Raw genomic sequence first — 14,798 nt, forward strand, 5'->3', positions numbered from 1 at the left:
TCACGGGTTATTTTGCGCTTTTGGCCTGCTGCCAGAGCGCTTCCATCTCGTCCAGCGTCGCCTTTTCCAAAGAACTGCCGGAAGCCTCCAATGCCCGTTCGACATAATGGAATCGCGAGCGGAATTTCTCGTTGGTGCCGCTGAGCGCGGCTTCGGCATCGAGCTTCAGATGGCGGCCGAGATTGACGACCGCAAACAGCATGTCGCCGAACTCGTCCTTGATGGGTGCCGCGTCACCCGTGGCCAGCGCCTCGCGCAGCTCGCCGATCTCTTCCTCTATTTTGTCGAGGATGGGTGCTGCCTCGCTCCAGTCGAAACCGACGCGGGCCGCCTTCTCCTGCAGCTTGAGCCCGCGGGTCAGGGCAGGGAGGGCAACCGGAACGCTGTCGAGAAAACCCTTGCCGTGATCTTCCGGATCGAGGCCGCGCGCGATGCGGGCGTTGCGCTTGTCGGCCTTCTCCGCCGCCTTGATCTTCTCCCACATGCCCTTGGCCATGCCGGCGCTGCGCGCCTTTTCGTCGCCGAAGACATGCGGATGGCGGCGGATCATCTTGGTGGTGATCGCTTCGACGACGTCGCCGAAAGCGAACTCGCCAGCCTCTTCGGCCATCTGCGCGTGGTAGACGACCTGCAGCAGAAGGTCGCCCAGTTCCTCGCGCAGATCGTCGAGATCGCCGCGCGCGATGGCATCGGCGACCTCGTAAGCTTCCTCGATCGTGTAGGGCGCGATGGTGGAAAAATTCTGCTCGATGTCCCACGGGCAGCCGGTCTTCGGCGCCCTGAGCGCCGCCATGATCTCGATCAGCCGGGAAATGTCTTTCGAGGGTTTCATGCAACAAACCCTAACGCGCGTAGCGGCGGGGGACCAATCCCGCCGGCTGGCAAAAGCCTATTGTCCACAGTTGCGCGAGGCTTCAGTCGAGCACCGAGACGATCGCCTTGGCGAGGTCGTCCATGCCGTCCTCCGGCAGTCCAGCCACGTTGATGCGGCTGTCGCCCACCATATAGACGGCGTGCTCGGTGCGCAGGCGCTCGACCTGTGCCTCCGTCAGCCCAAGCCTCGAAAACATGCCGCGATGGCTGGCGACGAAATCGAAGCGGTCGGAGTTGGACTGCCGGCGCAACGCCTCGGCGAAGGCGACGCGCAGCCTGAGCATGCGCAGCCGCATCTCTTCGAGCTCCGACTCCCAGTCTTTCTTCAGGCTTGCGTCTTCCAACACCATGCGAACCGCCGCCGCGCCATGGTCCGGTGGCATCGAATAGAGGGCGCGCGCCGCGGCCAGCATCTGGCTCATCGCCACATCCGCCTGCGCGCCGTCCTTGGTCATGATCATCGCGGCACCGACGCGGTCGCGATAGACGGCAAAATTCTTCGAGCAACTCGAGGCGACAACCATCTCCGGCACCTTTTCGGCGAGCAGCCGCAGTCCGGCGGCATCGGCGTCGAGGCCTTCGCCAAAGCCCTGATAGGCGATGTCGATGAAGGGCAGCAGGCCGCGCTCCACCAGGACGTCGGCCACCTTCGCCCATTGCGCAATATCGAGATTGGCGCCGGTCGGGTTGTGGCAGCAGCCATGCAGCAGCACGACATCGCCGCTGTTGGCGGTCTTGAGCGCTGCCAGCATGTCGTCGAAGCGGACGGCGCCGGAAGCGGCGTTAAAATAGGGATAGTCGCGCACCTGCAGGCCGGCTGCGCGCATCACCGGCAGATGATTCGGCCAGGTCGGGTCGGACAGCCAGACTGTCGCGCCGGGGCGTGTGCGCTGCAGAAGCTCGGCCACCAGCCGGAGCGCGCCGGATCCGCCCGGCGCTTGTGCAGCGCGGATACGCGAAAGATCGGCCTTGTCGCCGAAGGCAAGCTTGATCATCGCGGCGTTGAAGTCGGTATCGCCGGCAAGGCCTAGATAGGTCTTGGTGTCCTGGCTCGCGAGCAGCCGCTTCTCCGCCTCGCGCACAGCGCGCATCACCGGCGTCCTGCCGTCGCGGTCTTTATAGACGCCGACGCCAAGGTCGACCTTGCTTGGGCGCGTATCGGCGCGGTAGAGGCCGATCAGGGCGAGGATCTTGTCGGCGGGCGCTGGCTGCAGGGTTTCGAACATCGATCAGGCTCCAATGGCGGCGGAGTGATACGCAAATCGGCCGCGCTTCGCCAGCGCTTTCCTTCCAGCAGCGGGCACCGGCTGCAAAGAGCGAGGGCTTGCCCCCCGCAGAAAACTGCCTGTCGTCGGGATTAAAACCTTGCCCTGTTCCGTAAACAGGGCATGAAACGGTCGATGACACGCTTCGATATCGTCGGGCAGCTAGGGTCACTGCGGCGCTACGCGCGCTCGCTGACGCGCGACAACGCCGATGCCGAGGATCTGGTCCACGACGCGCTGGTGCGCGCCTATGAGCGCCGCGCAACCTTTCGCACCGGCGGCAACCCGCGCGCCTGGCTGCTCGCAATCGTGCACAACATCTTCATCGACCGCATGCGCTCGCGCCGGTCGGAAGCGGCGCGCATCGAGCAGGCCGGCCATCTCGCCGATCAGAGCGTAGCGGCATCCCAGGACCATTCGGTGCGCTTGGCGCAGGTGCGCGAGGCCTTCCTGGCGCTGCCGGAAGAGCAGCGCTCCGCCCTGCATCTCGTCGCCATCGAGGGGCTGACCTACGCCGAGGCGGCCGAAGTCAGCGGCGTGCCGCTTGGAACCCTGATGTCCCGCATCGGCCGTGCGCGTGCGGCGCTGCGCGAGATGGAGGATGGCGCTCCCGCGCGCGCCAAAAATCGCTTGAGGATCGTGGGAGGTGAATCATGACCGCTATCGTCGATCCCGTGACCGACGCGGATATCGATGCCTATGTCGACGATCAGCTCGACGTCGCCCGCCGCATCGAGGTCGAAGCCTTTCTTTCCACGCGCCCGGAAGTGGCTGCGCGCGTGATGTCCGATCTCAGAACGCGCGACGAACTGCGCGTGGCGCTGGCCGGGCCAGGCGGCATGGCGCGCCCGGCAGCGGCCGAGGCGGCGCGTCGGCTGGAGAGGGCGCTTGCCAGGGATCGTGTCTTTTCCGTGCTACAACGCGCTGCGGCCGCTGCCGTGTTGGTGGCGGCAGGCTGGCTTGCGAACGGCGTCTTCGGGCCGATCGCCGTCACCAAGGTGGTCGCCTCGACGCAGCCGCCCCCCTATGTCGAGGAAGCGGTGAGCGCACACCGGACGACGCTGGTGCGCGAGACGATGCCGTCGCAGCGGGAAGCGCCGGGCTACAATGCCGATGAAATCCGCGCCGCGACCGCGATCGTCATGCCGTCATTGCCCGACGACTGGAAGATCCGCGACGTCCAGATCTATCCGTCACGCTTCGGGCCGAGCGTCGAGATGGCGGTCGAGACGAAGGACCTCGGGCTGGTGTCGCTGTTTGCGATCAGGCCAGGCACGTTTGACGTGGTGAAGCCGACGGTCGCGCCCTCTGGCGATATTTCATCCGCCTATTTCCAGATCGGCGAGGTCGCTTACGCCGTCGTTGGACGAAGCGATGCCGGCGATCTCGATCGGGCCGCCGAAAAGCTGGCCCGGACGCTTTACTGAGACATCCAACCAAGGAGAACCCAAATGAACAGCCCCAATCTCGGATACCGAATGGGCACCGGCGTCCAGGCCGGAGCGGTCTATGACGAGGGCCTGCGCAAGCACATGCTGCGCGTCTACAACTATATGGGCCTCGGCCTTGTCGTTACCGGCCTTGTCGCCCTTTTCGTGGCCTCGACGCCGACGCTCTATGTGCCGATCTTCTCCAGCCCGCTGAAATGGGTGGTGATGCTGGCGCCGCTCGCTTTCGTCATGCTCTTCTCGTTCAAGATGCAGACGATGTCGGCGGCAAGCGCGCAGGCCATGTTCTGGGCCTTCTGCGCCGTCATGGGCCTGTCGCTTGCTTCGGTGTTCCTGGTCTTCACCGGCACCAGCATCGCGCGCACCTTCTTCATCGCCGCGACGATGTTCGGAGCCACCAGCCTCTACGGCTACACGACCAGGCGCGACCTGACGCAGTTCTCGTCCTTCCTGATCATGGGCCTGATCGGCGTGGTGATCGCCAGCCTGGTCAACCTGTTCCTCGGCTCGACCGCGCTGCAGTTCGCCATCTCGGTGATCGGCATCGCCGTCTTCATCGGCCTGACCGCCTGGGACACGCAGACGATCAAGGAGCAGTACGCCGAGAATTTCGATGCGGAATCGCAGCAGAAGCTCGCCGTCTTCGGCGCCTTCTCGCTCTATCTGAACTTCATCAACATCTTCCAGCTGTTGCTGAATTTCACCGGCGAGCGCGAATAGTCCGGACCGTGGCGGGCAACGCTGCTCACTTTGACGTGGCTGGAGGGAAACCTCCGGCCATTTTTTCATGCGAGACGACAATTCAGAGAGGATAACCGTGTGAAGCGCGGCATGCCTGCCGCTCTTGAGCTCACGCAAAGCCATTTGCTAGCCTGCCGTCCACACAGCCAGCCGCGAGGATGCATGGAACAGGAAAGCTTCACTCTTCACGGCGACGGCATTTCGGCGACCATCGTCGGGCAGGGCGCCGAACTGGTGTCGCTCCGCGATGCCGAGGGCACAGAATTGTTGTGGCAGGCAGGCCCCGCCTGGCGGCGTCATTCTCCGGTGCTGTTTCCGATCGTCGGCCGGCTCAAGGGCGACCAGTTGCGCCATCGCGGCCAAAACTATCCGATGACGCAGCACGGTTTCGCCCGCGACAAGCGTTTTGACTGGGCGGAGCAGGGGCCTTCCTCGTGCACCCTGGTCCTGATCGACAACGCCGAAACCCGCGTCCATTACCCGTTCGCTTTCTATCTGGCGGTAAGCTACAGCCTCGCGCCTCGGCAGCTTGGCGTGACATTCGAGGTTATCAACACAGGCGACGAGGTATTGCCGGCCTCGATCGGCGCTCACCCGGCCTTCAACTGGCCGCTGCTGCCGGAACTGCCCAAGGAAGCCTACCGGCTGACCTTTGCCGACAATGAGCCGGCGCCGATCCGCCGCCTGAAAGACGGGCTCATGCTGCCACAGCCGCAACCCACGCCGATCGAAGGCAAGACGCTCACGCTCTCCGAGCGGCTGTTCGATGATGACGCCGTCATTCTGGACCGGCCGGTGAGCGCCAGCGTCCGCTATGCCGCCGAGCGCGGGCCAGCGATCGAAATGTCGTGGCAGGGATTCAACGAGCTGGGCATCTGGTCCAAGCCGGGCGGAGCGCCGTTCCTGTGCATCGAGCCATGGCACGGCGTCGCGAGCGCGGTCGATTTCGACGTCGAATTTGCCGACAAGCCGGGCGTGATGCTGATCGAGCCTGGCGCGAAGCGCACGCTGAGCTACCGGATCGCCATCGGCCGGGGGCCGTAAGGCATGGCCTTTGCGATCAAGGCCGAGGTCAAGGATCCGCAGGCGCAGACGTTTTCATTCGCCGCGCAGAAAACCATGTATGGCGGCAAGCATATCGCCGATGGCGACGCGATCTTCGTGTTCGCCAGCGAGAACGAAGGCGGGCAGGGGCTCGTCGCATGTGGCATCGTCACGTCGTCCGAGGCCGTTCCCAGGAGACTTGACCTCGAACGGCAGACGCCGCGCGTGAGCGTTTCGATCCGCCGCACCGCGCTGGCCGCGCGGCGATTGGGCCGTGACGAGCTGAAGCGTTTCAAGGACTGGAAGGATGGTCGGCCCGAGACCGAGCTGAACTTCAAATTCTACCGCCAGGCGACCAACAAGATCGTCGGCGTCTCGGATGAGACGGCGGCGTTTCTCGACGGGTTTTTCTAGAGCAATTCCGGGAAAGGTGTGAAACGGCTTTCCGTCCGGAAAAACAAGGAGATAGAGCGGTTCGCTGTTCCGTGAAACAGTAAACCGCTTTAGGACGGCAAGCCACGGTCGATCTCCTTCAATGGATCGCCGCCGTCGATGAAGAGCCGGCCATGTGGCTTCAGCGCCGCTTTGATGCGCGCCAACGCCGCCCGGCCAGTCTCGGGGTGACGCCCGTCGAGCGCGCCGACCCGCATGGCAAAGGCGATATCGAAGAGGGTGTCGCCGGGCCTCAATGCGAAGTCCTCGACTGCTACGCACCTGAAATCAAGGCAGCCCAAAGCCATCTCATCGGCCGATCCCGCCCGCGCCAATCGGATTGCCCTTTCCGAACGGTCGATGGCCAGAATGAAGCCTGGGCCGATACGGCGAGCGACAGCGCGAGCGGCAACGCCGGGGCCGCATCCGATCTCCAGGACGCGCAGTCCCGGTTTCAATGGAAGAGCTTCGACGAAAGCGGCTATCCGCTCAGAGATTCCGGCTGCCATGAGACGCGTTATGCAATTCGGTTTGTGGGCCGCGCAAGCGAGACGGTGTCGCGCGAGATTGCCGGCGAGGCTGGCACGGCGTTCATGGACGGCTCGACGCGGTTCGTTGTAAACGTTCCAGCCCATTGATTTTGGAGGAGACGCAACATGGACCAGTTCACGGGCGGTTGCCTGTGCGGCAACGTCCGGCTTGTGGCGTCGGGTCGCCCATACCGGGTCGGCATCTGTCACTGTCTCGACTGCCGCAAGCACCATGGCGCCCTTTTTTATGCTGCCGCGGTGTTCCCTCAGGAAGCGGTTACGATCGACGGCGAAACACGCGACTATGCCGGGCGGTTCTTCTGTCCGCGCTGCGGCTCGTCCGTTTTCGCGCGCACCGCGGACGAAATCGAAGTGCACCTCGGCTCCCTGGATGCTCCCGATCAGCTGAAGCCGACCTATGAAAGCTGGATTATCCGTCGCGAGTCATGGCTGCCGCCGTTTCCGGTCGCGAAGCGGTACCAGCGCGATCGGGACGCGGCGAGCCGCTTCGAGGAGTAGGTCGTACCATTCACGCGGGCGCATCACTCCGGAAGACCAGCCTTGCGAAAACCATCGACGGAATGCTCGAGCGTGGCATCGTCCCGAAACGGCTCGGTCCAGACCCAGTGGCTGGTCGTGAAATGCGGATTGGCCACGAGGAACAATTCGACCTCTGCGCGGGCTTCGTCCAACCGCCCGAGTTGCGCAAGGCTCGCCGCCAGGAAGCGGCGTGAGCTGGTTCGATAGGTCTCGTCCCGGCGCAGCGTTTCGACGGCGGCCTCGTAGTCGCGCGCCGCATATTGCGCCGCGCCGAGCGTCAGATAGTACCAACTCGGTGGAAACGGGTTCAGCCGGAACGCCTTGCGGATGTGCTCGAGGCCTTCCTCGATCCGCCCGGCTAGGACCTCAATATCCGACAATGTCGCCCAGGCGTCGGCCTCGTTCGGGTCGAGCTCGAATGCCTTGGCGAATTCGGCATCCGCCTCGTCGAAGCGACGCTCATAGGCAAGCAGGTTGGCAAGCACCCAGCGGCAGCCGGCGTCGTTGGGGTCGATCGCCACAGCCTTGCGGGCCAGCTCCAAGGCAAGGCTACGGTTGGGTTCGATGGGTTCCCCCAATGCACCCATCCCATCCAGTGGTTCATGGCGAGCCAGCGATAGGCCTCGGCGTATCCCGGATCGAGCGAAAGCGCGCGCGTGAGCATCAGATGCGCTTCCCGCGCCGTCTGCGGCGAGTCGTCGATCAGCTTGCGCGCCCGCACGCAGAGATCGTAGGCCTCGAGATTCTTCGGCCGGTTACGCGGCGGCGGTGTGCGCAGCCGGCCGAGCAGCGCCTCCACGATCTTGGCCGTCACCTCGTCCTGAACGGCGAAGATATCTTCCAGGCTGCGATCGAAGCGTTCCGCCCACAAATGCTCGCCGTTCACCGCATCGACCAGCTGGGCGTTGATGCGCACGCGCCCCGCGGCGCGCCGTGCGCTTCCCTCCAGAAGGTAGCGCACGCCAAGTTCCCGTGCGATATCGCGCACATCCATCGCCTTTCCCTTGTAGGCAAAGGCCGAGTTGCGGGCTATGACGAACAGGCCGGAAATCCTGGAGAGGTCGGTGGTCAGGTCTTCGGCCAGCCCATCCGCGAAGGAGTCCTGCTCGGGATCGTTGCTTAGATTGACGAAGGGCAGCACGGCTACCGACGGCTTGTCGGGCAGCGGCAAGGGCTTTCGCACCGCGCCGCCGAGCTGTTCGATGGCTCCCGTGAAGCGGTAGCCGACGCGCGGAACGGTAGCGATCCATTCACCGCCGTCCGCGGCCGGACCAAGCAGCTTCCTGAGCTGCGCGATCTGGACGGTGAGGTTGCCTTCCTCGACAGCCGTGCCTGGCCAAGCTGCATCCATCAACTCGGTCTTGGTCAGGATTTCGCCAGGGCGTTCGACGAGCGCGCCAAGCAGTTTTATCCCGCGATACCCAGCGGAGACGGGGACATCGTTCCGCAGAAGCGTTCCCGCAGCTGAATCAAGTACGTACGGGCCGAAGGCAAAGCGCGATCCCTGCATGCGCCGCATCTATAGCCGATTTGGAAGTTTTGAGAACTATTTGGACGGGCTTAATTACGACGCGGTTCGCATCCTGCAGAATTCAACCTCTTTCAGGTCGAAGGCCTCCGGGCACTCAACCATCAGGAGGTTGCCATGAACGATGTTTTTGCCTCGGCGCCGCATCAGGCAGTGTGCACGCGCACGGCCGCGAGGCCGGATGCGTCCCCCCGGCGCTACACTCTCGCGGCTCTGCGAAGCACCATCGCGAGTTGGCGCGAACAAACGCACTTTCGCTGGGAACTCAAGCGCATATCGAGGGACGATCCCCACCTGATCGACGATATCGGTTTGACGAGACGGCAGGTGGAAGAAGAGATCGCCAAGCTGCCTTTCTGGCAACGATAGGGCGAATGCTGAAAGGACACCGCGTCGCCATCGGCGCTGGCAGATTGGAACTCGTCGAAAGTGCCTTAGGGTAGGGAGGTCACCTCCCGCATGATTCTCGAGGCGACCATCCGGATAGCCACGACAGGGAACCTTATCGGGCCGTCATGCTAAGCCGGGTTAACCCTGCCTCACGATGGTGCCGATGACATTGACGAGAAGCCGGGCCGCGGTCAGCGCCGACAGGCCGTCAATGTCGGCGGGAGGATAGAATTCGACGAGGTCGAACCCTGCGATCCTGGCCCGCTTGCCGAGGCTCGCGATCAGGTCGATCACCTGCCTGTAGGTGAGGCCGCCGGGCGTGCGCGCCGCCACGCCCGGCATGACGGAGGGGTCGAGGCTGTCGCAGTTGCACCGTGCCCTAATTGAGAGAAGATACGTTCTGCAATTGAGGGGACCGTCCGCCTTTGGTGCCGCTGGCAAACAGAGGGGTACGGCTGGCGCGCTTTATGCGGTCATGCTGCCGGCTACGATCACCAAAGGTGATCGGTCACATTCCATCGCTGCATTGGCTTTCAGCCGGCAGCGCTGGTAGAGATTGGCTGATCCTGATCCGCCTTCGGAGTCTGCCGTGCCCCGCTTTCCGTACGAGACTGTAGACGTCTTCACCGACCGCCCCTTCGGTGGCAATCCGCTGGCTGTCTTCACCGATGCGCGTGGGCTATCCGACGGGCAGATGCAGGCGCTGGCGGCGGAGATGAACTACAGCGAGACAACGTTCGTCCTGCCCGCCGACGATCCAGCCAATGATGTACGTGTGCGCATCTTCCATCGCACGGCCGAGATGCCCTTTGCCGGCCATCCTAATGTCGGCACGGCGTGTGTGCTGGCGCGCCAGGGCCGCGACCGCGACGGCGTGCTGCGCTTCGAGCAGAAGGCTGGCCCCGTCGAGATCGCTGTGGAGCGCGATGCAGGAGGAGCCGTGACAGGGGCGGTTATCGCGGCGCCGCAGGCCTTGTCCCTAGGCATGGAGTTACCGGTCGACGAGATCGCCGCCTGCGCCGGGCTTTCCGTCCCCGATATCGTTACAGCGGCCCACAAGCCGGTGCACGCCTCAGTCGGCGTCAAGTTCGTGCTGACGCAGGTCGCGCCGGAAGCTCTTGCCGGAGCGACGCCCGATCTCACCGCTTTTCGCAAGCTCGTGCGGCTGCATGGCGAACTGGCCGGACGCTTGTCACTGTTCCTCTATGCGCGTGACGGCGATACGGTCCGAGCGCGGATGTTCGCACCGCTCGCGGGCACCTGGGAGGACCCGGCGACAGGCAGTGCCAGCGCCACGCTGGGCGCACTGCTGCTCTCGCTCGACGGCGACGACAAGGCCGCCTTCACCATCACTCAGGGCGTCGAGATGGGCCGGCCGAGCTTGCTCAAGGTGACGTCGTGGCGCGCCGAAGATGGCTATCACTCGCGCGTCGGCGGCAGTTGCACCCCGATGTTCCGGGGCGAGGCGCTGGTTTAGAGCCCCGATAGGGGATCAGGAACCCCACGCCTTTAGGCGCCAGGGATGAAGCGCCGTCCGCTTTGGATTGGCTCTCATGAAGCATACGAGCTCGGCAGTCACCAAGATTTGCGGCGCCACAAAGGTCAGAAACTGTGAGTACGGGGCTACGGGGGAGACTCCAACATAATGTGAGTTTGCGCCTAGTCCGCCCGCGGCGGACCGATCCGGCTTTGAGCCGTAACCGAAGCCACCGCCTTTAGGCGGTGGAGCATTCACAGAACCGAGTGCTCCAAGAGCGTCCCGCCACGACATCAAGCCGGAACCCGGGAAGGACTGCTTCTGGCGCAACTGCGCCGTTCGGGAACCGAACGTCATGGCGCTCAGGCTGATCCGATCCGTCGAGGCTGCTCGGGGTTGCGCACCTGGGCGGCTCAGCGGGTTGGGGTTCAGGCGCGGTTCGTCGTGTGACAGACTTCGGGATTCATATGGAAGAGGAAAAGATTCAGATGGAATTGGAATCGTCTCCACAGTCACGTCCGCAAGTCGCATAAGATAGATTATGGAACTTAGCTTCGCGATATCGATGCATTGAAATTCAAAACGAATGTCGGAACCGGGGACCCTTCCTCGTCTTGAACATGGACGCCGACATATATCGAATCGAGGGGTTTCATGATCACGCTTTATGGCTTCGGACGCGTTTATCCCGAGATGCTTGGCCACGGCCGCGATCTTCGCGCGCAATGGGCGCTTGAGGAAATCGGGTTGCCCTATCGATTTCATGCCCTCGACTTCATCGCCGGCGACCTTGATAGTCCGGCATACAGCCGGGTCAGCACCTTCCGTCAGGTCCCTGTGATCGACGACGATGGCGTCATCGTTGCCGAGTCAGGCGCGATTGTGCTCTATCTTGCCGAGAAGGCGGGCAAGCTAATTCCCGCCGACTTCGCCGGTCGCACCCAAGTCGTGCAATGGTGCTTTGCCGCGCTAACCACCGTCGAGCGGCCGCTGTCTCAGATCGATGGGATCGACGCAGGCATGGGCGGCGTGGGCGCCTTCGAGCGGCGAGCGGTGCTCGTCGAGGACGCGTGCCGATGGTTTGCCGGGTTGGAGCGCAGGCTCGAAGGCCGCGAGTGGATCGCCTGCGAGACGTTCACCGTTGCAGACATTCTGCTCGCCACCGCCTTGCGGCAAGTGGGCAAGACCGATCTTCTGGAACCCTACCCGCAGTTGAGCGCGTACTACGCAAGAGCTCTGGCGCGCCCCGCGTGGCAGCGTACGCGTAGCCTTTGCGCCGAACGCAGTGGCGTCCTCCTTGCGGACATCCCCTAAAATATCTCGTAATTGAGGCTGCAACGCCAACTGAGCAGTCGCCGCTATCGCTCTGACTCATAAGGAATTTCGATCGCCATGCCGTCATATGCCGGCACCACGTGCTCCGGCGTCTCGGCCATCACCACGGCGTAGTCCAGCGGCACGTGCATATGCGTCAGCACGGCGTTCTTGGGCGCCAGCTTGTCAATCCAGCCCAGCGCCTGGCCAAGTGACAGATGGCTGGGATGGTTGTTGTACTGCAGCGCGTCGATCACCAGCACGTCGAGGCCCTTCAGCCGCTCGGCGGTAGCGGCCGGAAAATCGCTGATATCCGGGCAATAGGCGAGCCCGCCGATGCGGAAACCCAGTGAGATGATGTCGCCATGGATTTGCGGCAGCGGCTCGAGGGCGAGGGGACCCCCCTCGCCTTCGACCACGACTGGCCTGGCATGGTCGATGAGATGCGGCTTCACGATCGGCGGGTACGAGCTGCCCGGCGGCGTCTCGAAGCAATAGCCGAACGCCTGCCGCAGCCGTCCCATCGTCGGTTCGTCGGCATGGATATCGATGCGGTGCCGCTGCTCGTGCACATAGCCGCGCAGGTCGTCGATGCCATGGATGTGGTCGGCATGCGGATGGGTGTAGACCACTGCGTCGATGCGCCTGACCGAGGCGAGCAGCATCTGCTCGCGGAAATCCGGGCCTGTGTCGATGACGACCGTCGTGCGGGCGCCATTGGCGGCGATCCGTTCCACGAGGGCCGCCGTGCGCATGCGCCGGTTTTTCGGATTGGTCGGGTCGCAATTGCCCCAGTCGCCGGTGATGCGCGGCGTGCCGGGCGATGAGCCGCAGCCGAGAATGGTAAGGCGCAGCCGGTCCGTCATGTCTCAGGTGGTCGCCACGTCTGGACGCGGCATCTTGGTGAACAGCCGAAAGACGTTTTCGGTGGTGATGTCGGCGATCTCCGTCTCGCTGACGCCGATGGTTTCGGCCAGCATCTTCGCCGTGTTCGCGACATAGGCGGGTTCGTTGCGCTTGCCGCGGAACGGGATCGGCGCAAGGTAGGGCGCGTCGGTCTCGACCAGTAGCCGGTCACGCGGCACGTCGGCGGCGACGGCGCGCAGCTCGGCCGAGTTCTTGAAGGTCAGGATACCCGAAAAAGAAACATAGCCACCCAGCGCCACGCCGACCTCGGCCAGCCTGCGACCGGACGAAAAGCAATGCAGAATGAAGGGGAAGGCGCCCTTCCCCGTCTCATCCTCGAGGATCGCCGCCATGTCGTCGTCGGCGTCGCGCGAGTGGATGACCAGCGGCAGTCCGGTCCGGCGTGCTGCCGCGATGTGGGTGCGAAACCCTTGTGCCTGCGCCTCGCGCGGCGCGCGGTCGTAGAAATAGTCGAGCCCGGCTTCGCCGATCGCCACCACCTTGGGGTGGCTGGAAAGCCGCACCAGCTCGTCCGCGGTCACGTCGAGTTCTTCCGCTGCATTGTGGGGATGAGTGCCGACCGAGCAATAGACCTCGTTGAAAGTTTCAGCGATTTCAAGGATTTGCTGAAAGCGCTTCACACGCGTCGAGATCGTCACCATGCGGCCAACCCCGGCGGCGAGGGCGCGGGCGACGATGGCCGCCCGCTCTTCGGCGAAGTCCGGAAAGTCGAGATGGCAGTGGCTGTCGATAAGCATCAGGCTTTGGTGTCCTGCTCGACGTAACGCGGAAACACGCCCTCAGGCGCCGGCAGTGCTGTACCCGGTACGAGCGCATGCTCCGCGTGGACATGCGCGAAATTGCGCTTGTCCATGGGCACGGCCAGGAGATCGAGCAGCTTCGCGGCCGATCCCGGAATGAAGGGCTGGCAAAGCACCGTCACCCGCCGCACGACTTCGGCGGTCGTCCACAGCACCGTCTCCATGCGCTCCGGATTGGTCTTCCTGAGCGCCCACGGCTCCTGTGACGCGAAGTAGCGGTCGGCTTCGGCCACCACGCCGAAGATTGCCGCCAGCGCCAGATGGATGCCCTGCTCCGCCATTGCCTTGCGGGAAACGGCAAGCGCTTCTACCGTCTGGTCGAGGATTGCCTTGTCGGCTTCCGCCAGTTCGCCGCGCTTCGGCACCGCGCCGCCGCAGTTCTTGGCGATCATCGACAGCGAGCGCTGCGCCAGATTGCCCAGCCCGTTGGCGAGATCGGCATTGGTGCGGTTGACGATCGCTTCGTGGCTGTAGTTGCCGTCCTGGCCGAACGGCACCTCGCGCAGAAAGAAATAGCGCACCTGGTCGACGCCGTAATGCTCGACCATGGTGAATGGATCGATGACGTTGCCGACCGACTTCGACATCTTCTCGCCGCGGTTGAACAGAAAGCCGTGGCCGAAGACGCGCTTCGGCAGCGGGATTCCGGCCGACATCAGGAAGGCGGGCCAATAAATGGCGTGGAAGCGCACGATGTCCTTGCCGATGATGTGCGCGTCCGCAGGCCAGAAGCGCCATTTCTCAGCATTTTCATCGGGATAGCCGATGCCGGTGATGTAGTTGGTCAAGGCGTCGACCCACACATACATCACATGCTTCTCGTCACCGGGAACGGGCACGCCCCAATCAAAGGTGGTGCGCGAGATCGACAGGTCCTTCAGGCCCGACTTGACGAACCTCATCACCTCGTTGCGACGCTCGGCCGGGCCGATGAAATCAGGCTGGCTTTCGTAGAGCGCGACAAGCTTGTCCTGATAGGCCGAAAGCCGGAAGAAATAGCTCTCTTCCTCGACCCACTCGACCGGCGTTCCCTGCGGCCCGTAGCGGATATTGTCGGCCCGGACCTCGGTTTCCTCCTCGCCGTAATAGGCTTCGTCGCGCACCGAATACCAGCCGGCATAACCGCCCTTGTAGATGTCGCCATTGGCGGCCATCGCCTTCCAGATCGCCTGCGAGGACGCGTAGTGCCGCTCTTCGGTGGTGCGGATGAAATCGTCGTTGGAAGCGTTGAGCGCGCTCGCCATGCGCTTGAACTCGGCCGCGTTGCGGTCGGCGAGCTCGCGCGGCGAAATCCCGTCCTTCCGCGCCGTCTGCAGCATCTTGATGCCGTGCTCGTCGGTGCCGGTCAGGAAGAAGACGTCCTTGCCATCCAGCCGCTGGAAGCGAGCAAGCGCGTCGGTGGCGATCAGCTCGTAGGCATGGCCGATATGCGGCTTGCCGTTCGGGTAGGAGATCGCGGTCGTGATGTAGAATGTGTCGCGTGACATGA

15 protein-coding genes and 2 pseudogenes are annotated in these 14,798 nt (G+C 63.7%); 9 read left to right on the plus strand and 8 right to left on the minus strand.

The window, feature by feature from the left end; genetic code table 11:
- Positions 1–7: 7 nt before the first annotated feature.
- Together mazG and EJ071_RS25400 are read right to left on the minus strand one after the other, a co-directional pair.
- Entirely contained in the window at positions 8–832 is an 825-nt protein-coding gene (mazG, locus tag EJ071_RS25395) for a nucleoside triphosphate pyrophosphohydrolase (RefSeq protein WP_126100301.1), read from the minus strand.
- A gap of 82 nt (positions 833–914) precedes the next feature.
- On the minus strand, positions 915–2,099 hold the full coding sequence (locus EJ071_RS25400; protein WP_126100302.1) for an amino acid aminotransferase: 1,185 nt from the start codon (positions 2,097–2,099) through the stop codon (positions 915–917).
- 174 nt (positions 2,100–2,273) lie between these two features.
- Here EJ071_RS25400 and EJ071_RS25405 point away from each other — a divergent pair, with 174 nt between their 5' ends.
- The 5 genes from EJ071_RS25405 (at position 2,274) to EJ071_RS25425 (ending at position 5,785) form a co-directional block, all read left to right on the plus strand.
- Positions 2,274–2,795: a sigma-70 family RNA polymerase sigma factor gene (locus tag EJ071_RS25405; RefSeq protein ID WP_189521208.1), complete on the plus strand. Its 522-nt coding sequence runs from the start codon at positions 2,274–2,276 to the stop codon at positions 2,793–2,795.
- A complete protein-coding gene (locus EJ071_RS25410; RefSeq protein WP_126100304.1) occupies positions 2,792–3,565 on the plus strand; it encodes an anti-sigma factor in 774 nt (257 codons plus the stop codon). Before EJ071_RS25405 ends, EJ071_RS25410 begins: the two co-directional genes overlap by 4 nt.
- 24 nt (positions 3,566–3,589) lie before the next feature.
- Positions 3,590–4,306: a Bax inhibitor-1/YccA family protein gene (locus EJ071_RS25415; protein WP_126100305.1), complete on the plus strand. Its 717-nt coding sequence runs from the start codon at positions 3,590–3,592 to the stop codon at positions 4,304–4,306.
- Positions 4,307–4,489: 183 nt separating this feature from the next.
- The gene (locus EJ071_RS25420) at positions 4,490–5,371 is read left to right on the plus strand and encodes an aldose 1-epimerase family protein (RefSeq protein ID WP_126102715.1); all 882 of its coding nucleotides are present in this window, start codon (positions 4,490–4,492) and stop codon (positions 5,369–5,371) included.
- Positions 5,372–5,374: 3 nt separating this feature from the next.
- The gene (locus tag EJ071_RS25425) at positions 5,375–5,785 is read left to right on the plus strand and encodes a hypothetical protein (protein ID WP_126100306.1); all 411 of its coding nucleotides are present in this window, start codon (positions 5,375–5,377) and stop codon (positions 5,783–5,785) included.
- A gap of 89 nt (positions 5,786–5,874) precedes the next feature.
- On the opposite strand, the gene EJ071_RS40285 is transcribed toward EJ071_RS25425, so the two are convergent.
- Complete coding sequence (locus EJ071_RS40285; protein WP_348628112.1) at positions 5,875–6,567, minus strand: methyltransferase domain-containing protein; 693 nt, start codon at positions 6,565–6,567, stop codon at positions 5,875–5,877.
- On the opposite strand from EJ071_RS40285, the gene EJ071_RS25435 reads away from it, so the two are divergent.
- Entirely contained in the window at positions 6,460–6,852 is a 393-nt protein-coding gene (locus tag EJ071_RS25435; RefSeq protein WP_126100308.1) for a GFA family protein, read from the plus strand. The genes EJ071_RS40285 and EJ071_RS25435 overlap by 108 nt on opposite strands.
- A 23-nt stretch (positions 6,853–6,875) precedes the next feature.
- Here EJ071_RS25435 and EJ071_RS25440 read toward each other — a convergent pair.
- Positions 6,876–8,383: pseudogene (locus EJ071_RS25440) on the minus strand (winged helix-turn-helix domain-containing protein).
- Between the two features lie 135 nt (positions 8,384–8,518).
- Between EJ071_RS25440 and EJ071_RS25445 the strand changes: the two are divergent.
- Entirely contained in the window at positions 8,519–8,770 is a 252-nt protein-coding gene (locus EJ071_RS25445) for a DUF1127 domain-containing protein (protein WP_126100309.1), read from the plus strand.
- Positions 8,771–8,929: 159 nt separating this feature from the next.
- On the opposite strand, the pseudogene EJ071_RS25450 reads toward EJ071_RS25445, so the two are convergent.
- A pseudogene (locus EJ071_RS25450) lies at positions 8,930–9,160 on the minus strand (arginase family protein); the annotation flags it as partial.
- A gap of 220 nt (positions 9,161–9,380) precedes the next feature.
- On the opposite strand from EJ071_RS25450, the gene EJ071_RS25455 reads away from it, so the two are divergent.
- Together EJ071_RS25455 and EJ071_RS25460 are read left to right on the plus strand one after the other, a co-directional pair.
- A complete protein-coding gene (locus EJ071_RS25455) occupies positions 9,381–10,268 on the plus strand; it encodes a PhzF family phenazine biosynthesis protein (RefSeq protein ID WP_126100310.1) in 888 nt (295 codons plus the stop codon).
- A 654-nt stretch (positions 10,269–10,922) separates the two neighbouring features.
- A complete protein-coding gene (locus tag EJ071_RS25460) occupies positions 10,923–11,582 on the plus strand; it encodes a glutathione S-transferase family protein (RefSeq protein WP_126100311.1) in 660 nt (219 codons plus the stop codon).
- Positions 11,583–11,626: 44 nt separating this feature from the next.
- Here EJ071_RS25460 and EJ071_RS25465 read toward each other — a convergent pair whose 3' ends face one another.
- Genes EJ071_RS25465 through metG form a run of 3 tightly spaced genes read right to left on the minus strand, consistent with a single transcriptional unit; the run spans position 11,627 to position 14,796 of the window.
- Positions 11,627–12,448 (minus strand): MBL fold metallo-hydrolase, encoded by an 822-nt coding sequence (locus EJ071_RS25465; RefSeq protein WP_126100312.1) that lies wholly within the window; start codon positions 12,446–12,448, stop codon positions 11,627–11,629.
- 3 nt (positions 12,449–12,451) lie between these two features.
- Positions 12,452–13,246: a TatD family hydrolase gene (locus tag EJ071_RS25470; protein ID WP_126100313.1), complete on the minus strand. Its 795-nt coding sequence runs from the start codon at positions 13,244–13,246 to the stop codon at positions 12,452–12,454.
- Entirely contained in the window at positions 13,246–14,796 is a 1,551-nt protein-coding gene (metG, locus tag EJ071_RS25475; RefSeq protein ID WP_126100314.1) for a methionine--tRNA ligase, read from the minus strand. The genes EJ071_RS25470 and metG overlap by 1 nt, the downstream gene beginning before the upstream one ends.
- Positions 14,797–14,798: the final 2 nt, after the last annotated feature.

It is taken from the genome of Mesorhizobium sp. M1B.F.Ca.ET.045.04.1.1 (assembly GCF_003952465.1).
Lineage (GTDB): Bacteria > Pseudomonadota > Alphaproteobacteria > Rhizobiales > Rhizobiaceae > Mesorhizobium > Mesorhizobium shonense.